This window comes from Blattabacterium sp. (Periplaneta americana) str. BPLAN, assembly GCF_000093165.1.
In the GTDB taxonomy this organism is placed as follows: domain Bacteria; phylum Bacteroidota; class Bacteroidia; order Flavobacteriales; family Blattabacteriaceae; genus Blattabacterium.
In genome coordinates, this window is record NC_013418.2 from 504,720 (window position 1) to 527,575 (window position 22,856).

Sequence of the window (22,856 nt, forward strand, 5' to 3'; positions counted from 1 at the left end):
TTCTTTTAAAAAGAATCATGCAAAAAATTTTTCTTTTTAAGAAGATCTTCTTTAGATTCTACATGACTATCATCTAGAACACAACAATTTACTGGACAAATCGTTACACATTGTGGTTCTTCATAAAACCCAACACATTCTGTACATTTTTCTTCTACTATAAAATAGATATCCTTTTTTTTTGGTTTCTGAGGAAATATTGGATCCACAAAAAAATCTTCTGACATTTTTTTCTTCCACAAAGAAGTTCCATCTGACATTTTCCATACTTTTCCTCCTTCATAAATTGCATGATTAGGACATTCAGATTCACAGGCCCCACAATTTATACATTCTTCTGTGATTTTTATAGACATTTAAATTAAATTTAATGTAGATTCTATAATATAATGAACAATTTGATTCAGACTTTCGATAGGTTAGGTCTTTTTCTTAGAGAATTTAAGAAATTTTATGCACATGAAAAATATATTTCTGGAAATTTTAAAAAATTTTTTTTTCCATTTCAGAATATTATAAAAAAAATCCCCATTATCAATAGCTGGTTTAGGACAGAAGATTTATTCATCACTATTGAACAATGGGGGAAAATACTTACAAAAGAAAAACTAGAATATTGGTTGAATGAATATTCTTTTATCAAGAAAAAGAATCAAATAAAAACTATTTTAGTTATTATGCCGGGAAATATTCCCATAGTAGGATTTCATGATTTTTTATGTGTCCTTTTATCAGGACATCGAATTTTAATAAAATTGTCCGAAGAAGATAATTTGTTACTTCCTTTTTTAGGCAAAATAATTACTCATATAAATCCTTTATTAGAAAAAAAAATAAAATTTTCTAAAAACTTTTTTAAAGAAAAATATGATTCTGTTATAGCAAGTTGCAGTAATAATACAGCTCGTTATTTTGAATACTACTTTAGAAAATATCCTATGATACTTAGAAAAAGACGAACTTCTATAGCTATTCTACAAGGAAATGAAAGTAAAAAAGATTTAATCTCTTTAAATAAAGACATTTTAACTTATTCTGGAAGAGGATGTAGAAATGTGGGAAAGATATTCATTCCTAACAATTATGATCTTCATCTCATCTTGGATCAAAATTTATTATCCTATGTAATGAAAAATTATAAGTATATTGATAACTACAATTATTATCTTTCCATATATACTCTAAATAACATAGTCATTAAAAGAAATCCTATGATGATTTTAATAGAAAGCAAAGATTACCATAGTCCAATCTCAGTGGTATATTATGAATTTTATTCCAATTTAAACCAATTAAAAAAATTGATACACAAAAATAGAAAACATTTACAATGCTTAGTCTCAAGAAATATTTGTAAAAACGAAATTGATTTTGGAAAAACTCAATTTCCTAAATTGTGGGATTATTCAGACAATATTGATACAATTAAGTTCCTTACAGAAAAAAATTAAGATGGAATTTTAATAATAAGTTTATCCCTTTCTCCTATATACATATTTTTTATAACTCTTCCATCTATTACAGGAGCCTTTAATCCATCTTTCAAAAAGATATTACAGATGAATATTCTAGATTCATCCCAAATATTTGCTTTGATAAAACTCTCTAAGGTCATTCTCCCTCCTTCTACAATTAGAGATAAAATGTTTTTCTGATATAGATAATTGAAGATATTTTTTATAATCTCTTTATCAAAAGAAATCTGAACAAATTCTGTATTTTTCTGATTTTCTTTTTTCTTTTCGGTAAAAACAATTGTTTTTTTCGTTCCATCCAAAATAAAATAAGAAGCAGATATACTCAATTTTCTGTCCATAAAAATTCTAATTGGATCTGATCCGAACCATTCTCTAACATCTAATTTTGGATTATCATTAAACACGGTTTTTCTTCCTACTAAAATACTATCCTCTTCAGATCTCCATTTATGACTCAATTGTCTAGAATAAATTCCACTAATCCATGAAGGTTTTTTTTTCTCATTTCTTTTCAAGGAATCCATAAAACCATCATCACTTTGCGCCCATTTCAATATAATATAAGGTCTCTTTTTTTCATAAAAAGTAAAAAAACGTTTATTTAAAATGCGACACTGATCCCTTAAAACATTTTCTATCACTTCTATTCCATTTTCTCTCAATTTTTGTATCCCCAAACCGTTTACCTTATGACAAGGATCTTGTATTCCTATTACCACTCTAGGGATCTTACTTTTAATGATTAAATCAACACAAGGAGGGGTTTTTCCAAAATGGACGCATGGTTCTAATGTGACATAAAGGGTCGAATCAGTTAATAAAGATGTATTTTCAACCCTATTGATAGCATTTACCTCTGCATGATCCATTCCTACTTTATAATGCCATCCTTCTGATAAAATCAAACCATTTCTTTCTATTAAACATCCTACCATAGGATTAGGAGAAGTTAATCCTAATCCATTCTTTGCCAGTTGAATAGCCCTATACATAAAGATTTTTTTATGGTTCATTTTTCATAAACCTATTTTAATGAATTCCATATTTTCCAAGATTCTTCTGCTTGAATACGTAACATTTCTAAACCATTTCTGATCGTAGACCCTTTTTCTTCTCCTTTTTTTAAAAACAAAGTTTTAGATGGATTATAAACCAAATCATAGAGATAGTGTTTAGAAGAAAGGAATTTATAAGGTAAAGGTGGACATAAATGGATATTTGGAAAAGTCCCCAATGGAGTGCAGTTAATAATAATTTTATGATCTTCTAAAAGATATTGGTTCACTTCTTCATAAACCAAAAAATTTTTATTTTTTCTTCTAGAAACATATCTGTATGGGATTCCCATTCTTTTTAGAATAAAGGAAACTGATCTAGATACCCCACCTGTTCCAAGAATCAAAGCCTTTGGATTTTTATATGATAATTTATTTATGTCCTTTTTGAAAGAAAACTCAAAACCTAAAACATCTGTATTATAACCAATCCGATGTTTCTCTTCATTTATCTTTACTACATTAACAGATCCAATAGATTTTGCTTCTGGCATAAGTTTATTTAAAAAGGGAATAATGCTCTTTTTATATGGAATAGTGATATTGCATCCTTTCAAGGATGGATTTTTAAAAATCCGTAAAACATCTTCTATTTTTGGAATATCGAATATTTCATAAGTGACTTCATAAATAGATTCTTTTTTAAATTTTTTCATGAAATAGTCTCTTGAAAAAGAATAACTGATTCCTCTTCCTATCAATCCAAAAATTCGTTTATAGTTTTTATACAAGCTATACATACATAGGATTAAAGATGCATCTATATTTTTTTTTATTCCTCTTTCTTTAATCGCATACGTTCTCTATATATAGCTCGTAAAATTTCATTTCTCCTACCTTCAGAAGGTTTTATATATTGTTGTTTTTCTCTAAATTCCTTTAAAATCCGCGTTTTATCAAATTTCTTTTTGCATTTCTTCAAGGCTTTATCAATAGATTCTCCCTCTCTAACTGTTGTAATTAATACCATACTAATAATGTAAAAAAAACAATGTGGACACTATCGGATTTGAACCGACGACCTCTACTCTGTCAAAGTAGCGCTCTAAACCACCTGAGCTAAATGTCCATTTTTGCAGGACAAAATTAAATATTTTTATTATTATTATCATTTTAATGCGAGATAAAAAAAATGTCACATAATGTATTAGAAAAATCTATAGAATATTTAAAGGGATTCAGTTTAAAAAAAACACGTTTATTTAATATAGAATTACAAATTCATACATATGAAGATCTACTTTTTTTTTATCCTACAAAATATGTCCGTTATTTTATATTAAATAATATATCAGAGTTAATAAAAAAAAATCCTACCGAAAACACCCTTATACAAATAACAGGAAAAATTACCCATTTAGAAGAAATAAACTATCAAAATAAAAAAAGAAAAATATTGGTAGCACATTTAGAGGATGAAACAGGATATGTTGAATTGGTCTGGTTTCAGACCATCAATTTTTTTAGAAAAATCATCAAAAAAAACATGACGATAACAGTACACGGGAGGATAAAACATTTTCAAGGAAAAATTCAAATCATTCATCCAGATATTCAAAAATTTCAATTTTCAGAAAAAAATTACTCCATATATCCTATATATTCCATTCCTAAAAAACTTAGGGAAAATGGAATAAATAATTCTTTTATGATAGAAATCTTGAAGAATCTAATAGAAGAATCAAAAAATGATATAGAAGAAATATTTCTTCAGGATATTATGAAAAAAGAATTAATGCAAAGGAAAGAAGCATTGATTCAAATACATTTCCCACAATCTTTAGAAAAATTATTTCAAGCAAAATATCGTTTAAAATTCGAAGAATTATTTTTTTTAAAATTATTCCTTTTATCCAAAAAAAACAGAAATAAAAGTTCTTCATCTAACAGTTATCCCTTTTCAAGATTAGGAAAAAATTTTTATAATTTCTACAAATATTGTTTACCATTTCCTTTAACAGAGGAACAAAAAAGAGTATTCAGAGAAATACGCAATGATTTAAAAAAACCTATGCAAATGAACAGATTATTACAAGGAGATGTAGGATGTGGAAAAACTATAATAGCTGTTTTCTCCATGCTTCTTGCTTTAGATAACGGGTTTCAATCTTGTTTAATGGTTCCTACTGAAGTTTTAGCAATACAACATTATTCTTCTATAAAAAAAATGTTTTCTGGAATTGGAATTCAACTAGCTTTATTAACTAGTTCCACCTCTATTCAAATGCGAAAATGTATATATCATGATGTTTTTATCGGAAAAATTTCCATTCTTATAGGTACACACACTTTGATTCAAGATACAGTCCATTTTAAAAATCTTGGATTAGCTATAATTGATGAGCAACAGCGTTTTGGAGTGGAACAAAGAGCTAAGATTTTAGAAAAAAATGAAAGACCCCCTCACATATTAATCATGACGGCAACTCCCATTCCTAGAACTTTAGCCATGACTCTTTATAATGACTTAAAGATATCCATTATAAGGGAATTTCCCATAAATAGAAAACCTATTAAAACTGTTCACTTTCGCAATAAAAATAGATCTAAAGTCCTTGAAATTATAAAAAATCAGATTCAAAAAGGAAGACAAATATACATTGTTCATCCTACTATAGAGAAATTCAAAAAAAATGGATCGAAAAATTTAATGAATTTAATGAGAGGCTATCAATTGATAAAAGAAAACTTCCCAAAGTTAAAAGATCGAATTGGAATTCTACATGGTAGAATGAGTTATCAAGAAAAAAATATTCAAATGAATCGATTTTTACGTGGAGAAACTCTAATTATGGTCTCTACTACTGTTATAGAAGTAGGAGTAGATGTTCCTAATGCTTCAGTTATTTTAATAGAAAATGCAGATTGCTTTGGTCTATCTCAATTACATCAATTAAGAGGGAGGGTGGGAAGAGGCCCACATCCAAGTTATTGTCTTCTTATGACTAATGAAAAGATTAGTGTAGAAAGCCATTTTAGAATGAAAATTATGTGCGAAACTAAAGATGGTTTAGAAATAGCTAAAAAAGATCTTAAATTAAGAGGAAGTGGAGATTTAATAGGAACTAAACAAAGCGGAAATGCTTATTTTCGAATTGCAAATCTTCTTAAAGATTACAAATTAATAAAAGAAGTCATTCCTATTGCTAAAAAATTTTTTAACAAAAATCCTGATTTTCTATTAAATCATAAAACCACTAAAAATCATTTCTATAAATACTACAAGTCTTTTTGGGGAAAAATAAGCTAAAAATAAAAAATATGGATTATAGATCATCACTTAATAGTTCCCAACGAAAAATTATAGAAACAATTCATGGGCCTGTTCTAGTAATTGCTGGAGCTGGATCAGGAAAAACCCGTGTAATTACACATCGTATAGTTCACATGATCAATAATCTAGGAATAGATCCCTCTAGAATATTAGCTTTAACTTTTACTAATAAAGCAGCTAAAGAAATGAAGATGCGCATTTCAAATATGTTGAATCAAACGGATTTGAATCAGATCTCCCTGGGGACTTTTCATTCTATATTTTCATGGGTTTTGCGAAAAGAATCTCATTGGCTTGGTTACAAATCAAATTACACTATTTACGATCAAAGAGACTCAGAAAATGTGATAAAAAAAATATTAGATGACTTCAATTTTAAAACATCTCTCAGCCCTACGAAAATCAGAAGAAAAATATCGGAATATAAAAATAACTTGAAAACCATAAACAATGAAAAATCATATCATGATATAAAAAAAATATATGAATATTATGTAAAACGTTGTTTAAAATCAGAAGCTTTAGATTTTGATGACATATTACTTCATACAAATTATTTATTTTTTCATTTTCCTAAAATACTACATAAATACCAAGAAAAATTCCAATACATATTAATCGATGAATATCAGGATACCAATTTTTCTCAAAATACGATCATTAAAAATTTATCTTCAAAACATAGAAATATTTTTGCCGTAGGTGATGATGCTCAAAGTATATATGCTTTTCGTGGTGCGAACATCTCAAATATTTTAAATTTTCATATGGATTACAATGAAGCAAAAATTTTTCGTCTTGAACAAAATTATCGTTCTACAAATCACATAGTGCAGGTCTCTAATAAGATTATTTCTTTTAATAAAAATCAAATCTTTAAAAAAATTTGGACAAATAACGAAAAAGGAGAGAAGGTAAAAATATATGGAGCTCCTTCTGAAAAGGAAGAAGCGCAATACATTGCTTCTTCCATCTATTTCACTAAAAGAAATACCCAATTTCAAAATAAAGATTTTGCTATTCTCTATAGAACCAATACACAATCAAATATCCTAGAACAAGCTCTAAAAGAAAAAAAAATACCATACAAAATATACGGATCCATATCCTTCTATAAAAGGAAAGGAATTCTAGATTTTTTAGCTTATTTAAAAATCATCACTAATCCCAACGAAGAAGAATCCCTATTACGTATAATAAAAAAAAAAATAGGAAATAAAAAAGCTATTAAATTAATATTAAATTTATCTAAAAAGGAGAAGAAAACTTTTTATAATCTTTTAAAGAATCTGATAAATTATTATCCTTTCCTAAGAATCAACAAAAAAACAAAAGAAAAATTAGAAAATTTCATTTTAACAATAGAAAAATTTCGTTTGGAATTAAACGAAAAAAATACCTATACAATAGCAAAAAACATAGCAAATTTCTTCTTAGAAGAAGATAAAAAAAATTTTTATCATGCTGATGATTTTCAATATATATTAGAGAATATATCTATATATCTTAAAGAGCAAAAAATCTTAAAGAAAAATGGAGATATGAGTTTATCTGGATTCTTGCGATATTTTTCTTTAAGAGAAGGAATCGATGAGGAAAATGAAGAAAATCAGGTATCCTTAATGACTATACATTTATCTAAAGGTTTAGAATTTTCCGTGGTTTTTATTGCAGGATTAGAAGAAAACTTATTTCCATCAAAATCTAGTTTAGAAAATGAATTGAAACTTGAAGAAGAACGCCGTCTATTCTATGTTGCTATAACAAGAGCTCAAAAAAAAGCTATATTCACATATGCAAAATCTCGTTTTTTATGGGGAAAAAAAATCAGAACTGTTCCTAGTCGTTTTATTCAGGAAATAAGCGAAAAATTTATTGACAGAGAACATGGAATTAATAATTCCAATAAAGAAAATCCTATATCAAAAGATTTGTATCCTGATGAAAAGAAAACATTATCCATGTTTAAAAAAGGAGTTAAAGTATTTCACAAAAATTTTGGAATGGGAGTGATACTAGATATTCAAAATGAAATAGCTATAATTAAATTTCAACAATTAGGAATAAAAAAAATTTTACTAAAAATAGCTAAACTTGTTATTTATTCCTAATTATTAAATTTCTTTTTATGTTATGGAAGATAAAAAGATGAAACTAAATTTTAGTCTACAAAAATTAATTTTTTTTGTAGCTATTCTTTTATTTTTCATCAAGTTAATTACTTGGTATATCACTTCTTCTCTTTCTATATTTAGTGATGCAATGGAAAGTATAACCAATATTATTAGTGGTTTTATAGGTTTGTATAGCCTGTATATATCCTCTTTACCCAAAGATCACAATCATCCATATGGTCATGGGAAAATAGAATTTATATCAACAGCTATAGAAGGATTCTTAATTTTTTTTGTAGGAATGGTTATTTGTATAAAAACTTTTATACATGTAAAACATCATGATCCTATTCTATTAAAATTAGATTATGGAATTCCTATGATGTCATTTACCGCTATTGTTAATTATGGGTTAGGTTTTTTAGCCTGTAAAATAGGAAATAAAAATGGAGCTTTAACGTTAATAGCTAGCGGAAAACATCTTCAAACAGATACTTATTCTACTTTTGGAATAGTGATAGGATTAATATTGTTAAATATTACAAAATGGATATGGATAGATCCTATTATTTCTGTTATTTTTTCCTTTGTAATTTTATATACAGGATTAAAATTGTTAAGATATGCTACAGCTGGTATTATGGATGAGTCGGATAAAGAACTTTTAAAAAAATTATCTTTTTATATAAATGCAAAAAGAGATATTCATTGGATTGACCTTCATCATTTAAAAATTATTAAATATGGAAGTGCTTTACATGTTGATTGTCATTTAACTGTTCCATGGTTTTTTAATGTCAAAGAATCCAATAAAGAAGTCCAAAAGTTGACAAATTTAACAAAAGATAAATTTGGACATAAAGTAGAATTATCTGTACATGTAGATGCTTGCACAGATAATCATTGCATATCCTGTTTCAATACTTTCTGTAAGGAAAGAAAAAATTTTTTGCAGAAAAGATCTTATTTTCACAATAAACCTTAGAAGCAGAAAAGATCTTATTTTTATAAATAAAAAATCAATATGGAATATAATACTAATCGTTTCAAATTGGTTATCCCAGAATATGGTAGAAATATCCATAAAATGATTGCTTATGCAATACAAATAAAAAATAGGAAAAAACGTAATCGTTGTGCTTGGAGTATCATTAAATTGATGACGGATTCCAATCCTAGATTGAATAACCCATATTTTCAACATAAACTATGGAATCAATTATTTATTATGTCTAAATATCAATTAGATATTGATCCTCCTTTTCCAAAACCTCATCCAGAAAAAATAAAAATTTTTTATTATAAGAAAGTGGAATATCCCGAATATTTAACTGATTTCCGGTATTATGGAAAAATCATTAGAAACATGATCCATGTAGCAATACATTGCAAAAATAGACAAAAAAAAGAAGGGTTATTTTATGCAATAGCAAATACTATGAAGAAAAATTATTTGAGATGGAATAAAAACCTTGTAGAAGATGATATTATCTTTAAAGATTTAAAAGAGCTTTCAAAAGGAAAAATATGTTTAATGAATAATACCGATCCGTTATTACAATGCTCCTATCTTTTAAATCCAAAAAGAAAAAAAAACTATATGAAAAAAAAGAAAATAGGATGAATTATGGCTTCTTTTAAGATAGAAGGAGGATCTCCTCTAAAAGGAGAAATAAAACCACAAGGAGCAAAAAATGAAGCTTTGCAAGTTTTGTGTGCAGTCTTGCTAACCTCAGAGAAATTGAGAATAAAAAATATTCCAGAAATAGGAGATGTAAAATGTTTGATGCAAATACTTCAACACTTAGGAGTTGTAGTAAAAAAAAATGATATTGGAGATTTTACTTTTCAAGCTAAAAACATTTGTCTAGAATATTTAAATACGAAAAAATTTCGTGAGGATGGAAAATGTATTAGAGGCTCTGTCATGATTGCGGGACCTTTGCTAGCTAGATTTGGAAAAGGGTGCATGCCTATCCCCGGAGGAGATAGAATTGGTCGTAGACGTTTAGATGCACATCTAAGAGGTTTTGAATCTTTAGGAAGTCATATAGATTATAATAGAGAAAATCAGTATTTCTATCTTACCTCTAAATATTTAAAAGGAAAATTTATTCTTCTAGAAGAAGCTTCTATAACAGCTACAGCTAATATTATCATGGCGGCGTCTTTAGCTAAAGGAAAAACCACTATTTATAATGCGGCTTGTGAACCTTATATTCAACAATTATGTAGGCTATTAAATAGAATGGGAGCAAAAATAAAAGGCATAGGTTCTAATTTAATCCATGTTACTGGAGTTACAGAATTGGGAGGATGTCTCCATACTATTTTGCCTGATATGGTAGAAATAGGAAGTTGGATAGGATTAGCAGCTATTACTAGTTCTGAAATAAAAATTCGGAATGTTAGTTGGAAAAACCTAGGAATCATCCCGAATATATTCCAAAAAATGGGAATATCCTTAGAAAAGAAAGACGATGATATTTATATCCCATCTCAAAAATCCTACCAGATAAAAAAATTATTAAATAACGCTATATTAACAATTTCTGACGCTCCATGGCCAGGTTTAACTCCAGATTTACTAAGTATTTTAACTGTGGTAGCTACTCAAGCAAAAGGAAGTGTCTTAATCCATCAAAAAATGTTCGAAAGTAGATTATTTTTTGTAGACAAATTAATTGAAATGGGAGCACAAATAATATTATGTGATCCTCATAGAGCAACCGTTATTGGTTTGAATCATCAATCTTCTTTACGAGGTTCTCTATTAAACTCTCCAGATATCCGAGCTGGAATATCTCTTCTTATAGCTGCACTTTCTGCTCAAGGAACTAGTAGGATAAAGAATATAGAACAAATAGACCGAGGATATGAAAATATTGATCAAAGATTACGTCTTTTAGGAGCAAATATTGTAAGAATAAAATGATCTTTTTTTTCTCCAATTATAGGGATCTATAGGGTTTTTTTTTCCCCATAGTCCAATTTTATTTTTTTTCGCTTGAGATTCAATTCTTTTATATGGAACATTTTTAGAAAATTTCCAAACCCAAGCAAATCCGGACTCTAGAATATCCTTTCCTAAATCTTTGTTTTTATCATAAATAACCAACCCAACAATACGATTATATTTGTCTCTTTTTAGATTCTTGATTAAAACTGTTTTATTTAGAATTTTTTTTTTTAAAAAATTTTTTGCTTCTATTCCATAAGATTGATTTTTTTCTGGACAATCTATATCAGAAATTCTTATTTTATATTCTTCCATTTTTTTCGTCTCAATTCTAAAAGTATCTCCATCATAAATTTTGATCACTTTTCCCGTAATTGAGGATCCTATGGACAATGAAAGAATAAGAAAAAACTGAACAATAAACACTATATTTTTAAAATATGTATAAATTCAATCAAGAAGAAAAAAATAATTTACATAATAATTCACAAAATCAACTAACTTTATAATTGGATGAAAAGATCGAAAAATGAAAAAATACTATGGAAAAAGAAAAATTCGAATATATCACTAAAGAGGGATTAAAAAAACTACAACAAGAAATAGAAAGATTAGAAAACATTGAAAGACCAAAAATATCAATGCAAATAGCAGAAGCCAGAGATAAAGGAGATCTTTCAGAAAATGCAGAATATGATGCTATAAAAGAAGCACAGGAATTTTTAGAAATGAACATAGCCAAATTAAAAAAAAAACTATCCAATGCAAGAATTATTGATGGATCACAAATCAATAGAACCAGAGTTTCTATTCTATCTACAGTTAGGGTAAAAAATTTAACATATGGAGGAGAACAAATATATACCTTAGTTCCAGAAGGAGAAGCAGATTTAAAATCTGGTAAAATTTCTATAAACACTCCTATATCTACAGGATTACTTGGAAAACAAGTAGGACAAATTGCTCATATTAAGTTACCTAATAAAATGATACTTGATTATGAAATTTTAGAAATAGCATTTAGTGAATGAAATGAATCGGAAAAATATATTTACACATATAATAAAAAACGAAGTACCTGCTTATAAAGTCGCAGAAAATTCTGAAAATCTTGCTTTTTTAGATATTTATCCAATAAAAATTGGTCATACTTTAGTGATTCCAAAAAAAAAGAATCCAGAAAAAATATTTTCTCTTCCAGAAAAAGATTTTTTATCTATCATGTCTTTTACTAGAAAAGTAGCTATAGGCATTGAAAAAATAATTCCTTGTAATCGTGTTGGAATATTTGTGATGGGTTTTGAAATCCCTCATGTTCATATCCATTTAATCCCTATGGATCAAGAAAGTGATGGGGATTTTTCTAAAAAAAGAATATCTTTATCTGCAAATCATTTCAAGATTTTATCAGAAAAAATTAAAAAATCTATTAATCTGTAAATCAATATCTTCTATCTATTCCAATGAAATAAAATTTTTAAACCTTTTATTGTATGCAACTTATCTTTAAGATGAATTTTTTTAGTTAAAGGAGTATAAATATGAGAAAGCCCTCCTGTAGCTATAACAAAACAGTTTGTTTTTAATTCTTTATTAATTCGGTTAATGAGTCCTTCTACCATACTGATGTATCCATAAATAATTCCACTTTGAATACAAGTTTCAGTATACTGTCCTAATATACTAGGGGGTTTTTTTAATTCTATTTGCGATAGTTGAGCCGTATTACCTATCAATGCAGATAAAGAGCTATTGACTCCTGGAGCAATAATAACTCCTTGAAGAGTTCCGTATTTATCTATGCAGGTTAAACTTAAAGCCGTTCCAAAATCTACCACTAGAGTATTTTTTTTATTATGATATAATGTATATGCAGCTATAGCATTAGCATATAAATCTGTTCCTAATTGATGAGAATAATGTTTTATTGGAGAAGCGGAATATCTATCTACTACCATCGGTTTTATTTTATGAATTTCATATAAAGATTGTTCTACAATGTTTGTAAGAGGAGGGACTACGGATCCAATCACAATATTTTGTATTAATTTGGATAGGATTCCATATTGTTGATAAATATTCCTAAATAATAAAATATATTCATCCAATGATCTATGTGGATTACTGTTAATAATCCATGAACAATCACATTCACATTTTAAATTATAATTATTATTAAATAGTCCAAAACGAAGACTGGAATTCCCAATATTTATAGTTAACAACATTATTAACTTCATTTTTGAATAAGAAAAACGTAATTTCTATAATAACTATATTTAATTTTTTTATTTAATATAAGAATATGTTCATATATTTTCATAATAAAAAAAATATCTATTATAAAACAAAAGGAAATGGAATCTCCATGGTATTTTTACATGGATTTATGGAAAGTTTAGAAATTTGGAATTATATATATGATATTTTTTCCAAGAAATACAAAGTCCTTTCAATTGATTTACCTGGTCATGGAAAAAGTTTTCTAGAAAAAAAAGATTCTTCCACCACCACAATGGAAGAAGTGGCTGATACTATTAAATTTCTTTTACAAAAAGAGAATATAGAAAAAGCTGTTTTTATAGGTCATTCTATGGGAGGATATATAGCTTTAGCGCTTGCAGAAGAATATCCAGAGATATTTTTAGGTTTATGTTTACTTCATTCTACCGCAGAATCAGATACAAAAGAAAAAAAAAATAATCGCATTCGATCCATAAAATTCGCAATAGATCATTATCCATTATTTGTATCTACTAGTATTAATAAATTATTTGATCCTAATCAATTAAGTTCTTTCCAAAAAGAATTAAAATTTTTAAAAAGAATAGCTATTTCAACTCCTATTCATAGTGTAATATCTTTTTTGCGTGGAATGTCTATTCGTAAAGATAGAAGATTTTTATTAAAAAGAACTAAATTTCCAAAATTATATATGGCCGGAATATATGATTTAATACTTCCTGCAAAAAAACTCCGTGAAGAAGCAAAAAGCGGATATAACAGTTATTTTATTGATGTTCCAACTGGTCACATGGGGCCAATAGAAAACCCTCAAAAAATAGTAAAAGTATTAGAAAGTTTCATGGAAACTATAAAAAATCAAGATTCATAGATAATGAATGAAAAAAAAATTACGAAAAAAATATCTTTTTTACAGAAAATCACTTACTAAAAAAGAAGTATTGAAAAGTAGTTATGATATATTTATTCAATTCAAAAAACTTTTCTTTATATGGGATAAAACATATTATCACATTTTTTTACCTATACAAAAATATAACGAAATCAATACTTTTCTCATTACTAACTTTCTTTTTCAAAAAGGGAAATATATCACAGTTCCTTATTCAAATTTTCACAGTTTATCCATAGACAATTGTCTTCTTGATAGAAAAACTACCTTAAAGAATAACAAATATGGAATTCCTGAACCTGTACAAAAACATATTATTCCTCCTTCCTTTATTGAAGTGATATTTGTCCCTTTATTAGTTTTTGATTTAAAAGGATATCGTATTGGTTATGGAAAAGGATTTTATGATAGATTTCTTACACTATGCAAAAAAAATGTTCTAAAAATAGGATTGAGTTTTTTTAACCCAATAGATAGTATTCCATCAATCCATAAAAATGATCTTATGATCGATATAGGAATTACTAGAAATAAAGTTTTTTTCCTTAAAAATTTTTTAATAGAAAAAAACTTTAAAAATATCCCAAATAATAACCATAATCATCATCAAACTAATCATTAGAAATCCAATGATGGTACATCGTTCAAAAATTCTTTCATTTATTCTTTTTTTAGTGATCATTTCTATCAGAATAAATAAGATATAACCACCATCTAATGATGGAACAGGAAATAAATTTAAGAAAGCTAACCATATGGATAAAGTGGCTGTTAAAGTCCAAAAAATCCCCCAATTCCATTGAGAAGGAAATTCTTTAGCCATAGAAAAAAAACTACCAACCTGTTTATAAGCTTTAGTTTCTATATGAAAAACGTTTTTTAAAAAAAATATTTGATTTTTTAAAACCTCCCAAGTTCTTTTTACTCCATAAGGAAAACTTTCAATTATGGAATAATTCTTTTTTTCGAATAAAAAAATATTATCCATTTCCATAAAATTTTTGAGAGAAATTCCTAAAATCCCTTTTTGATCTAAAAAAACTTCTTTTTGAAGTAGTCTCCCATTTCTATTGATAGAAATCAAAATGGTTTGGTTCTTATATTTTGATAAAATATCTTTTAGTTGATCGGAAAATAAAAGAAACTCTGAATTAATCGCTAAAATTTCATCATTATTTTTTAATCCAGATTTATAGGCTCCTGAATCTTTTACTACGTAATTTATAATAGGTGGAACACGAGGTTTTATTATAAAAAAACTGAATTCTTTTCTATCAAAAAAAAATCTTTTTTTATCATCATTTAATGATAAATGGATAATTTTTCCCATGCGATCTATAGTAATGGAATTACCTAAAAGAATTGCTTTAGGAATTTCATGAAAATAAGGGATATATTTTCCGTTGACAAGTAGAATGTTATCCCCATTTCTTAAACCTATTTTTTTTCCTAAATAATCTACCTCAATTCCATATTTAACATTTTTTGTAGGGAGATAAGTTTCTCCATATTTAAATAGCAAAAAAGAAAAAATCATAAAAGAAAATAACACATTCGAAAGAATTCCTCCGGATACAATCAATAGTCTTTTTATTGCAGATTTTGAACGAAATTCCCAATTTATTTTTTCTTTTTCTGAAGAATCTATCTCTTCATTTGTCATCATTCCAGATATTTTAACATATCCTCCTAAGGGGATCCAGCCTATTCCATAAATAGTGTCTCCTATTTTTTTTTTGAAAATAGAAAACCAAGGATCAAAAAACAAAAAAAATCTCTCTACACGTACTTGAAATGCTTTAGATAATAAAAAATGACCTAATTCATGAATAAGAATTAATATAGATATACTTAGTAGTAACTGTATGGATCTAACAAAAATAGACGTCATAAGTTATAATTTGTAGATAAATTTAAACCTTTATTTCATTTTTTCTATCGACAAAAAGTAATTTCATTTTTTTATAAACAACATAAAATATTCTTTGCATAAAGAAAGTATATTTAACGAAGAATAAAATTTTAAATACATATAAATTTGAACTTATCTAATCTTAAAAAAGGAGAAAAAGGGATTATAAAGGGATATAAAAATGAAGATTTTCCTATAAAATTGTTAGAATTAGGTGTTTTACCTGGTGTTAAGTTTGAAATACTTTTTGTTTCTATTTTTTATGATCCACTATGTATTATTTATGATCAATCTTGTTTAGCTTTACGTAAGAAAGAAGCGGAAAATATTCTCATAGAACCTATTATTTAGAAATGCGGAAAAGAATAATTAAATTAGCTCTTATTGGAAATCCAAATGTCGGAAAAACTTCTTTGTTTAATCAATTAACTGGACTCAACCAAAAAGTTGGAAATTATTTAGGAGTCACAGTAGATAAAAAAATAGGATTTTTTTCTTATGAAAATACCCACTATCAGATAATAGATCTTCCAGGAACCTATAGCATATATCCATCATCTGAAGATGAGGAAATAGTTTGTAAATTACTAAACAATACAGATGATATTGATTATCCAGATAAAATCCTTGTTGTAGCTGACTCCTCGAGTATTAAAAAAAATCTTTTATTATTTAGACAGATACAAGATTTAGGTTTTCCTGTTCTCTTTATTTTGAATATGCTTGATGAAGCAAAAAAAAAGGGGGTTTTTATTGATATAGAAAAACTTAAGAAATTTCTTCTAACTGAAATAGTCTTAATCGATGCAAGAAAAGGAATAGGAATAGATAAGGTAAAACAGAAAATCAGTAGTCTGAACCAGAAAAAGAAATTTTCCTTTTTCTTTAATCCAGGATTATCTCATTCCATTGCTATTCAAGATGTAAAAAATGGTTATCAGGTCAACACTTATAGAGCTTGGTATTATTTAGCAAATAATAAAAAATTCTTAAAAGAGGATGAACTTTTGAAGAAGATTAAGAAAAAACACAATATCATTTCTAAAAAACTACAAATTAGAGAAACATTAGATAGATATGAAGAAATAGGAAAAATTTTTTCTAAAACAGTTTCTGAGTTTCTTTTGGATTCCAAAAAAAATTCTTTAGATTTTTCTAAAAAGATAGATAATTATTTATTCTTACATCCTTTTTGGGGTTATTTCATTTTCTTTTTTTTATTGTTTATCATATTTCAAAGTGTCTTTTTTTGGGCAGAAAATCCTAAAAAAATTTTAGAATTTTTTTTTTCTATTCTTCAAAAAAAACTAGAAAATATTTATCCAGGTCCCCTAAACAATTTCTTTGTACAAGGTTTTTTACCTGGAATTAGTACTATTATCACTTTTATCCCCCAAATTTTTCTTTTATTATTTTTCCTTCTTCTTATGGAAGAAAGTGGTTATATAAGCAGAGTGATATTTTTAATGGATAGAATTATGCGGCCATTTGGATTAAATGGAAAAAGTGTAGTTCCTCTTATTTCTAGTGTAGCCTGTGCCATCCCTGCAATAATGTCTGCTAGACATATTGAAAATTATAGAGATCGTTTAATCACCATTTTAGTAACTCCTTTTATAACCTGTTCTGCTAGATTACCTGTTTACACATTAATAATTTCTCTCATCATTCCGGATAAAAAATGGTATTTCATTCAATTGAGAGGATTAGTACTTATGGGAATGTACCTTTTAGGTTTTTTTTCTGCTTTAAGTATATCCATGATTCTTCATCTATTTCTTAAAAAAGATTATCAAAGTCATCTTATTATGGAAATGCCTACTTATAAATGGCCCCTATTCGGAAATATATTGATTACTCTATGGATAAACATCAAATCTTTCATGTATAACGCTGGAAAAATAATTGTATTATTAAGTGTATTAATTTGGGGGTTAGGATCTTTTGGTCCTAAAAAAGATTTTTCCCCATCCAGTAAATATTCAATTAGTTTTGAAAATATATTTGAAAAAAAAGAATTACCCAATTCTTATTTAGGTTTACTAGGAAAAAAAATGGAACCCATTCTTCTTCCATTAGGATATGATTGGAAAATAGGAATAGGATTAATCTCTTCTCTTATAGCAAGAGAAGTATTTGTTAGTACTATGGCTTCTGTATATAGTATTGAAAAAAATGAAAATTTTTTCTTAAAAGAAAAAATGAAAAAAGAAATATTCAGTGAGACTGGGAAACCCGTTTACAATTTTGCTACAGGATTTTCTTTGCTTTTTTTCTATGCTTTTTCTATGCAATGTTTAAGTACCTTATCTATAGTAAAAAAAGAAACAAAGTCTTGGAAATGGCCCATAATACAATTCTTTTTTATGACAACATTCGCTTATATTTCTTCTTTTTTTATTTATCAAATATTAAAAACCTAAAATGTGGCAGTATATTATTATTGGTTTATTTTTTTTGTATTCCATATTTCATTTTCTCAAAAATCTTTTGAAATTTTTCTCTACTAAAACTAGTAGTTTTTGTAAAAAGAAATGTAAATGTAATTGTAGATTATGAATTTTTTTTCTTGAAAATTTCAATAGAATCGTATATGTTTTTTTTAAATAATTCAGATAAAGATATTCCGGCTATTTTTAATTGCTTTGGAAGTATACTTTCCTCCGAAAGTCCAGGAATTGTATTAATTTCTAAAAAAAAAGGATCTCCGTTTACCAGTATATATTCCGATCTAGATATTCCTGATAAATTTAAAATTTCATAGACATTTTTTGCCAATTTTTTGATTTTTTTTTCAAGACTTGGTAATAATCTAGCAGGTGTGATTTCTTGAGATTTTCCAGAATACTTCGATTCAAAATCGAAGAAATCATTTCTACTGATAATTTCTGTAATAGGTAAAACTTTAATATCCTGATTCCAGGAAATAACTCCTACTGAAACTTCAGTCCCTTTCAGAAATGATTCTACAATAATTTCTTGATCTTTTCTAAAAGCATGTTCTATAGCCTTGGCTAGTTCTCTTTCTTGATAGACTTTAGATATCCCTAAACTAGATCCGGATCTGTTAGGTTTTACAAAACATGGTAATCCTACTTTTTTTAGAATTTTTTTTTCACAAAAAGATTGGTTTTTATTTAAAAAAAAGGAAGGAGCTGTTTTAATTCCAAATTCTTTCAAGAAAGTTAAACAATATTTTTTATTAAAAGTGACACTGGCATGATGAAAATGGCATCCTGTATAGGGAATTTTCAGTAAATGGAAATAAGCTTGTAAAACTCCGTCTTCTCCTGGAGTTCCATGTATAGCATTAAAAACACAATCAAATTTCAAAATTTGATCATTTGTAATACGAACGGTAAAATCCTGTTTATTCACAGGATACTCTTTATTATTTTTATCCTTTAAAATCCATTTTTCTATGAATAAATAGATTTTATAAACTTCAAATTCTTCTTTACTTAGATTTTTGTAAACTACTTCTCCGCTTTTTAACGAAATAACAGATTCCTCTGTATAACCTCCCATAACAATAGCTATTTTTTTCATTATTCTCTATTTTTTTTATATTAATCAGTTACATTTTATTTTATTCTTAACATGAAGTATTCAAAATATTGTTTGATTTTACTTCTAAATTTATTAATTTCTATATTTATTTTATATAAAATAACTAGCCTAGCATTAAAATGGGTCGATATTTACACAAAACACGGGTCTTACGTAATTGTCCCAAACCTACGCTATTTAACTTTAAACCAATCTATATCTATTTTAAAAAAATTAGGATTAAAATATGATGTAGATACATCACATTATGATCCATCTTTTAAACCTTATCAAGTACTTTCCTTTTTTCCAGAAGCAGGAGATCCTGTGAAAGTAGGAAGATATATATACATACAAGCTAATGCAAAAAACTTTCAAACCACAGTTCTCCCCAATATAATTAATAAAAACAAACGTATAGCGATCAAATTACTTCATGCTAACCATATCCTGGTGAAAGATATAAAATATGTAAATGATTTTTCTAAGGATACGGTTTTAAAAGTAGTTTATAAAGGAAAAATCATTCCTTCTGGATCAATTCTTCCACATCAAGATGGAATTACATTAATAATAGGAAAAGGATACGAAAAAAAGAATTATTCCTATCCGGTTCCAAATGTAACTGGAATGTCTTTATCTAATGCCACCTATACTTTGAAAGAAAAATTATTTAACATCATTAATTTTTATTATGAGGATCCATTGGATGATGCTTCTGCTACGAAAGCAAAAGTATATCGTCAGGAACCTACTCCTGGAAAGATCCAGGATAAAAAAAAACCCATTTATCTATGGTTAACTACCAAACCTTTAGATAGGTTAATAAAAACATCTGAATCCAACAAAGATGATTCAAAAAAAAACATGAAAAAAGAAAAAATTCCAATAAACGAAGAAATGGATGAACAAAAGACTAAAACGAAACCTTCTGTTTTTGAAAAATAAAAACAAAAAAAATGTCTATAAAAAAATTTAAATTTTTTGTAGAAAAATATCAAAAAACTATTCGAATTGATAAATTTTTGAGGAAATCTATTCAAAATATCAGCAGAAACCAAATTCAGAAGGCTACTAATTCTGGAAAGATTTTAGTAAATCAATGTATTATAAAAAAAAATTATAAAATAAAACCTTTTGATCTTGTAGAAGCAGAGATTTATTATCCTCCCATTTTAGATTCAGAATATAAAAATATTATTGCAGAAAATATCCCTCTAAATATTCTTTATGAAGATGAAGATATTCTTGTTATCAACAAAGCTGCAGGAATGGTAGTACATCCAGGTTTTGGAAACGAAAAAGGAACCTTAATTCATGGAATTAAATATCATTTTAAAAATAATCATCAATTATATCGATTAGGTTTAGTACACAGAATAGATAAAGATACTACAGGTTTACTTGTTTTAGCTAAAAATGAATATGCACAAAAATATTTATTTCAACAATTTATTTCTAAAACTATTCAAAGAAAATATCTAGCCTTAGTATGGGGAAACATACAAAAACAAGAAGGAACTATAAGTGGGTTTATAGGAAGAGATCCTAATAATAGAAAGAGAATGACTCTTTTTCAAAGAAATTTTTACAGAAGTAGGTATTCCGTTACTCATTATAAAGTTTTGGAAAGATTTAAATATCTCACCTATGTTTCTTGTAATTTAGAAACAGGAAAAACGCATCAAATAAGAGTTCATTTTAAATATTTAGGACATCCTTTGTTCAATGATTCTACTTATGGTGGAGATAAAATATTTATGAAAAAATATTTATCGAAAAAATCGATAGATTTTTTCAAAGATTCTTTAAATCTTTTAAAAAGACAAGCTTTACATGCAGGATCCCTTTCTTTTATTCATCCAAAAAATAGAAAATGCCATTTTACCTGTTCAATTCCTGAAGATTTTAAAAAAGTTCTCCAAAAATTAAGAAATCAATATTTTATAACAAGGTCCCCTGAAGAAGAATATAAGAGATTGAAAAATATATAATCAAACCGAAAACATCTACCAATGTAGCTACGAATGGGGCAGAAGAACTAGCTGGATCTCCCTTAAATTTTTTGATAATAAAAGGTAACATAGATCCACTAAATGTTCCCCATAGGACAACTCCAATTAAAGATAAAAAAATAGTTATCCCAATCAATATCCAATGAGGTCCATAATTAAAAAGATTTATATTATGCCATGTCAAAACACGTATAAAACCCGTTAAACCCAAAATACTTCCTAAAAAAAAACCACATATGATTTCTCTTCGCATTACTATCCACCAATCTTTCATTTTCACTTCTCCTAAAGCCATTGCTTGAATAATTAGACTAGCTGCTTGAGATCCGCTATTCCCACCGCTAGAAACAACTAAAGGAATAAATAAGGCTAAAACAACTGCTTTTTCTATAGCACTAGAAAAATACTGCATTACTGTGGTCGTCAACATCTCACCTATAAATAACAATGTTAACCATCCAGCTCTTTTCTTAATTAGTTTGGATAAAGGAACATTCAGATAAGATTGATTCAAAGCTTCCATCCCACCTATTTTTTGGATATCTTCTCTATAATTTTCATTTACAACCCATAAAATATCATCTATAGTAACTATTCCAAGCAAAATTTTTTGATCATCTATAACAGGTAGTGATACTCGATTATTCATAGAAAATATCTTAGTAGCTTCTTCTTCTGTATCAGTAACACTTAAAACGGCTGTGTATCGTCCATCCATCAAATCAACTACTTTGGTAGCTGGATCTACTAATAAAAATTCTTGTATTTTTATGTCGTCCACTAATTTTCCTTTTTGATTTACTATATAAACTATTTCAATCACATCACTATTTTTACCTTCTTTACGTATATAATCTAATACTTCTTGTACGCTCCAAGTGTCTTGAACAGCAAGATAGTATGGAATCATTAAACGGCCTACACTGTTCTCAGGATATCCTAAAGAAACTAAGGTATTACGTTTTTCTTCCGGATTTAAATATTTAATTAAATCTTTTAAAGAATTTTTTGGAAGATTTTCCAAGAAGGAAACACGATCGTCTACTGATAGTTTGTTCAATAATTCCATCATTTTAATTGAAGGAAGACTTTCTATAATTTTTTTTTTTATAGGAAAATCTAAAACTTTAAAAACAGAAGTTCCTCTATTTATTTTCAACAAAATGAATATATCTACAACCTTATCCGGATGATCTTGAATCAATTTAACTAGGAAACTAATAGTTTGATTATTTAAAAAATTTTCGTCAAAATGATTTTCTAAACAATCTTTATGGTGATTAAACATTTCTTTTCTTTTTTTAGAAAAACTTTTTTCTCATTATCATCAAATTTTTAGATTAAAAATTTTATCCAGTTAGAAA

23 protein-coding genes and 1 tRNA gene are annotated in these 22,856 nt (G+C 27.0%); 14 read left to right on the forward strand and 10 right to left on the reverse strand.

Annotated elements, in window-relative coordinates:
* Positions 1 to 5: 5 nt before the first annotated feature.
* Positions 6 to 356, reverse strand: coding sequence for a 4Fe-4S dicluster domain-containing protein (locus tag BPLAN_RS02475; RefSeq protein WP_012821622.1), 351 nt, complete (start codon positions 354 to 356; stop codon positions 6 to 8).
* A gap of 33 nt (positions 357 to 389) precedes the next feature.
* On the opposite strand from BPLAN_RS02475, the gene BPLAN_RS02480 reads away from it, so the two are divergent.
* Positions 390 to 1,451 carry an acyl-CoA reductase gene (locus tag BPLAN_RS02480; protein WP_012821623.1) on the forward strand — a complete coding sequence of 354 codons (1,062 nt, stop codon included), beginning with the start codon at positions 390 to 392 and terminating at the stop codon, positions 1,449 to 1,451.
* On the opposite strand, the gene ribD is transcribed toward BPLAN_RS02480, so the two are convergent.
* The 4 genes from ribD to BPLAN_RS02500 form a co-directional block, all read right to left on the reverse strand.
* Positions 1,448 to 2,491: a bifunctional diaminohydroxyphosphoribosylaminopyrimidine deaminase/5-amino-6-(5-phosphoribosylamino)uracil reductase RibD gene (gene ribD / locus BPLAN_RS02485; RefSeq protein ID WP_012821624.1), complete on the reverse strand. Its 1,044-nt coding sequence runs from the start codon at positions 2,489 to 2,491 to the stop codon at positions 1,448 to 1,450. The genes BPLAN_RS02480 and ribD overlap by 4 nt on opposite strands.
* Before the next feature lie 11 nt (positions 2,492 to 2,502).
* Positions 2,503 to 3,273, reverse strand: coding sequence for a shikimate dehydrogenase (locus BPLAN_RS02490; protein WP_012821625.1), 771 nt, complete (start codon positions 3,271 to 3,273; stop codon positions 2,503 to 2,505).
* Between the two features lie 32 nt (positions 3,274 to 3,305).
* Positions 3,306 to 3,503, reverse strand: coding sequence for a 30S ribosomal protein S21 (gene rpsU / locus BPLAN_RS02495; RefSeq protein ID WP_012821626.1), 198 nt, complete (start codon positions 3,501 to 3,503; stop codon positions 3,306 to 3,308).
* 24 nt (positions 3,504 to 3,527) lie between these two features.
* Positions 3,528 to 3,602, reverse strand: a tRNA-Val gene (locus BPLAN_RS02500).
* A gap of 63 nt (positions 3,603 to 3,665) precedes the next feature.
* On the opposite strand from BPLAN_RS02500, the gene recG reads away from it, so the two are divergent.
* The 5 genes from recG to murA are packed head-to-tail and all read left to right on the forward strand — an operon-like array spanning position 3,666 to position 10,856.
* Complete coding sequence (recG, locus tag BPLAN_RS02505; protein WP_012821627.1) at positions 3,666 to 5,783, forward strand: ATP-dependent DNA helicase RecG; 2,118 nt, start codon at positions 3,666 to 3,668, stop codon at positions 5,781 to 5,783.
* Positions 5,784 to 5,794: 11 nt separating this feature from the next.
* Positions 5,795 to 7,918 (forward strand): ATP-dependent helicase, encoded by a 2,124-nt coding sequence (locus BPLAN_RS02510; RefSeq protein ID WP_012821628.1) that lies wholly within the window; start codon positions 5,795 to 5,797, stop codon positions 7,916 to 7,918.
* Between the two features lie 37 nt (positions 7,919 to 7,955).
* A complete protein-coding gene (locus BPLAN_RS02515) occupies positions 7,956 to 8,906 on the forward strand; it encodes a cation diffusion facilitator family transporter (protein ID WP_238523107.1) in 951 nt (316 codons plus the stop codon).
* 39 nt (positions 8,907 to 8,945) lie between these two features.
* A complete protein-coding gene (locus BPLAN_RS02520; protein ID WP_012821630.1) occupies positions 8,946 to 9,545 on the forward strand; it encodes a DUF4290 domain-containing protein in 600 nt (199 codons plus the stop codon).
* A 3-nt stretch (positions 9,546 to 9,548) separates the two neighbouring features.
* Positions 9,549 to 10,856: a UDP-N-acetylglucosamine 1-carboxyvinyltransferase gene (gene murA, locus BPLAN_RS02525; RefSeq protein WP_012821631.1), complete on the forward strand. Its 1,308-nt coding sequence runs from the start codon at positions 9,549 to 9,551 to the stop codon at positions 10,854 to 10,856.
* On the opposite strand, the gene BPLAN_RS02530 is transcribed toward murA, so the two are convergent.
* The gene (locus BPLAN_RS02530) at positions 10,827 to 11,195 is read right to left on the reverse strand and encodes a thermonuclease family protein (RefSeq protein WP_238523108.1); all 369 of its coding nucleotides are present in this window, start codon (positions 11,193 to 11,195) and stop codon (positions 10,827 to 10,829) included. The genes murA and BPLAN_RS02530 overlap by 30 nt on opposite strands.
* Before the next feature lie 227 nt (positions 11,196 to 11,422).
* Here BPLAN_RS02530 and greA point away from each other — a divergent pair, with 227 nt between their 5' ends.
* Positions 11,423 to 11,911 carry a transcription elongation factor GreA gene (greA, locus tag BPLAN_RS02535; RefSeq protein ID WP_012821633.1) on the forward strand — a complete coding sequence of 163 codons (489 nt, stop codon included), beginning with the start codon at positions 11,423 to 11,425 and terminating at the stop codon, positions 11,909 to 11,911.
* A 1-nt stretch (position 11,912) separates the two neighbouring features.
* Complete coding sequence (locus tag BPLAN_RS02540; protein WP_012821634.1) at positions 11,913 to 12,320, forward strand: HIT family protein; 408 nt, start codon at positions 11,913 to 11,915, stop codon at positions 12,318 to 12,320.
* A gap of 11 nt (positions 12,321 to 12,331) precedes the next feature.
* Here the strand turns inward: BPLAN_RS02540 and BPLAN_RS02545 are convergent, their stop codons facing one another.
* Complete coding sequence (locus tag BPLAN_RS02545; RefSeq protein ID WP_012821635.1) at positions 12,332 to 13,108, reverse strand: type III pantothenate kinase; 777 nt, start codon at positions 13,106 to 13,108, stop codon at positions 12,332 to 12,334.
* A 77-nt stretch (positions 13,109 to 13,185) separates the two neighbouring features.
* Here BPLAN_RS02545 and BPLAN_RS02550 point away from each other — a divergent pair, with 77 nt between their 5' ends.
* Both BPLAN_RS02550 and BPLAN_RS02555 read left to right on the forward strand, forming a co-directional pair.
* Positions 13,186 to 13,995, forward strand: a complete 810-nt coding sequence (locus tag BPLAN_RS02550) for an alpha/beta fold hydrolase (RefSeq protein ID WP_012821636.1) — start codon at positions 13,186 to 13,188, stop codon at positions 13,993 to 13,995.
* Positions 13,996 to 14,002: 7 nt separating this feature from the next.
* A complete protein-coding gene (locus tag BPLAN_RS02555) occupies positions 14,003 to 14,638 on the forward strand; it encodes a 5-formyltetrahydrofolate cyclo-ligase (protein ID WP_012821637.1) in 636 nt (211 codons plus the stop codon).
* On the opposite strand, the gene rseP is transcribed toward BPLAN_RS02555, so the two are convergent.
* Positions 14,573 to 15,907, reverse strand: a complete 1,335-nt coding sequence (rseP, locus tag BPLAN_RS02560; protein WP_012821638.1) for an RIP metalloprotease RseP — start codon at positions 15,905 to 15,907, stop codon at positions 14,573 to 14,575. The genes BPLAN_RS02555 and rseP overlap by 66 nt on opposite strands.
* 147 nt (positions 15,908 to 16,054) lie before the next feature.
* Here rseP and BPLAN_RS02565 point away from each other — a divergent pair, with 147 nt between their 5' ends.
* Entirely contained in the window at positions 16,055 to 16,279 is a 225-nt protein-coding gene (locus tag BPLAN_RS02565) for a FeoA family protein (protein WP_012821639.1), read from the forward strand.
* Between the two features lie 2 nt (positions 16,280 to 16,281).
* Positions 16,282 to 18,351: a ferrous iron transport protein B gene (gene feoB, locus BPLAN_RS02570; RefSeq protein WP_012821640.1), complete on the forward strand. Its 2,070-nt coding sequence runs from the start codon at positions 16,282 to 16,284 to the stop codon at positions 18,349 to 18,351.
* Positions 18,352 to 18,481: 130 nt separating this feature from the next.
* Here the strand turns inward: feoB and BPLAN_RS02575 are convergent, their stop codons facing one another.
* Positions 18,482 to 19,477 carry a D-alanine--D-alanine ligase gene (locus tag BPLAN_RS02575; protein ID WP_012821641.1) on the reverse strand — a complete coding sequence of 332 codons (996 nt, stop codon included), beginning with the start codon at positions 19,475 to 19,477 and terminating at the stop codon, positions 18,482 to 18,484.
* A 51-nt stretch (positions 19,478 to 19,528) separates the two neighbouring features.
* Here BPLAN_RS02575 and BPLAN_RS02580 point away from each other — a divergent pair, with 51 nt between their 5' ends.
* Positions 19,529 to 20,425 (forward strand): PASTA domain-containing protein, encoded by an 897-nt coding sequence (locus BPLAN_RS02580; RefSeq protein ID WP_012821642.1) that lies wholly within the window; start codon positions 19,529 to 19,531, stop codon positions 20,423 to 20,425.
* Positions 20,426 to 20,436: 11 nt separating this feature from the next.
* Positions 20,437 to 21,471 (forward strand): RluA family pseudouridine synthase, encoded by a 1,035-nt coding sequence (locus tag BPLAN_RS02585; RefSeq protein WP_012821643.1) that lies wholly within the window; start codon positions 20,437 to 20,439, stop codon positions 21,469 to 21,471.
* Here the strand turns inward: BPLAN_RS02585 and mgtE are convergent.
* On the reverse strand, positions 21,422 to 22,780 hold the full coding sequence (gene mgtE, locus BPLAN_RS02590; protein ID WP_012821644.1) for a magnesium transporter: 1,359 nt from the start codon (positions 22,778 to 22,780) through the stop codon (positions 21,422 to 21,424). The two genes, BPLAN_RS02585 and mgtE, sit on opposite strands and share 50 nt — an antisense overlap.
* Positions 22,781 to 22,856 lie beyond the last annotated feature (76 nt).

Coding starts and splice junctions, on each gene's coding strand:
- BPLAN_RS02475 (WP_012821622.1), bottom strand. CDS start 356: ATGTCTATAAAAATCACAGAAGAATGTATAAATTGTGGGGCCTGTGAA.
- BPLAN_RS02480 (WP_012821623.1), top strand. CDS start 390: ATGAACAATTTGATTCAGACTTTCGATAGGTTAGGTCTTTTTCTTAGA.
- ribD (WP_012821624.1), bottom strand. CDS start 2,491: ATGAACCATAAAAAAATCTTTATGTATAGGGCTATTCAACTGGCAAAG.
- BPLAN_RS02490 (WP_012821625.1), bottom strand. CDS start 3,273: ATGTATAGCTTGTATAAAAACTATAAACGAATTTTTGGATTGATAGGA.
- rpsU (WP_012821626.1), bottom strand. CDS start 3,503: ATGGTATTAATTACAACAGTTAGAGAGGGAGAATCTATTGATAAAGCC.
- recG (WP_012821627.1), top strand. CDS start 3,666: ATGTCACATAATGTATTAGAAAAATCTATAGAATATTTAAAGGGATTC.
- BPLAN_RS02510 (WP_012821628.1), top strand. CDS start 5,795: ATGGATTATAGATCATCACTTAATAGTTCCCAACGAAAAATTATAGAA.
- BPLAN_RS02515 (WP_238523107.1), top strand. CDS start 7,956: ATGAAACTAAATTTTAGTCTACAAAAATTAATTTTTTTTGTAGCTATT.
- BPLAN_RS02520 (WP_012821630.1), top strand. CDS start 8,946: ATGGAATATAATACTAATCGTTTCAAATTGGTTATCCCAGAATATGGT.
- murA (WP_012821631.1), top strand. CDS start 9,549: ATGGCTTCTTTTAAGATAGAAGGAGGATCTCCTCTAAAAGGAGAAATA.
- BPLAN_RS02530 (WP_238523108.1), bottom strand. CDS start 11,195: ATGGAAGAATATAAAATAAGAATTTCTGATATAGATTGTCCAGAAAAA.
- greA (WP_012821633.1), top strand. CDS start 11,423: ATGGAAAAAGAAAAATTCGAATATATCACTAAAGAGGGATTAAAAAAA.
- BPLAN_RS02540 (WP_012821634.1), top strand. CDS start 11,913: ATGAATCGGAAAAATATATTTACACATATAATAAAAAACGAAGTACCT.
- BPLAN_RS02545 (WP_012821635.1), bottom strand. CDS start 13,108: ATGTTGTTAACTATAAATATTGGGAATTCCAGTCTTCGTTTTGGACTA.
- BPLAN_RS02550 (WP_012821636.1), top strand. CDS start 13,186: ATGTTCATATATTTTCATAATAAAAAAAATATCTATTATAAAACAAAA.
- BPLAN_RS02555 (WP_012821637.1), top strand. CDS start 14,003: ATGAAAAAAAAATTACGAAAAAAATATCTTTTTTACAGAAAATCACTT.
- rseP (WP_012821638.1), bottom strand. CDS start 15,907: ATGACGTCTATTTTTGTTAGATCCATACAGTTACTACTAAGTATATCT.
- feoB (WP_012821640.1), top strand. CDS start 16,282: ATGCGGAAAAGAATAATTAAATTAGCTCTTATTGGAAATCCAAATGTC.
- BPLAN_RS02575 (WP_012821641.1), bottom strand. CDS start 19,477: ATGAAAAAAATAGCTATTGTTATGGGAGGTTATACAGAGGAATCTGTT.
- BPLAN_RS02580 (WP_012821642.1), top strand. CDS start 19,529: ATGAAGTATTCAAAATATTGTTTGATTTTACTTCTAAATTTATTAATT.
- BPLAN_RS02585 (WP_012821643.1), top strand. CDS start 20,437: ATGTCTATAAAAAAATTTAAATTTTTTGTAGAAAAATATCAAAAAACT.
- mgtE (WP_012821644.1), bottom strand. CDS start 22,780: ATGTTTAATCACCATAAAGATTGTTTAGAAAATCATTTTGACGAAAAT.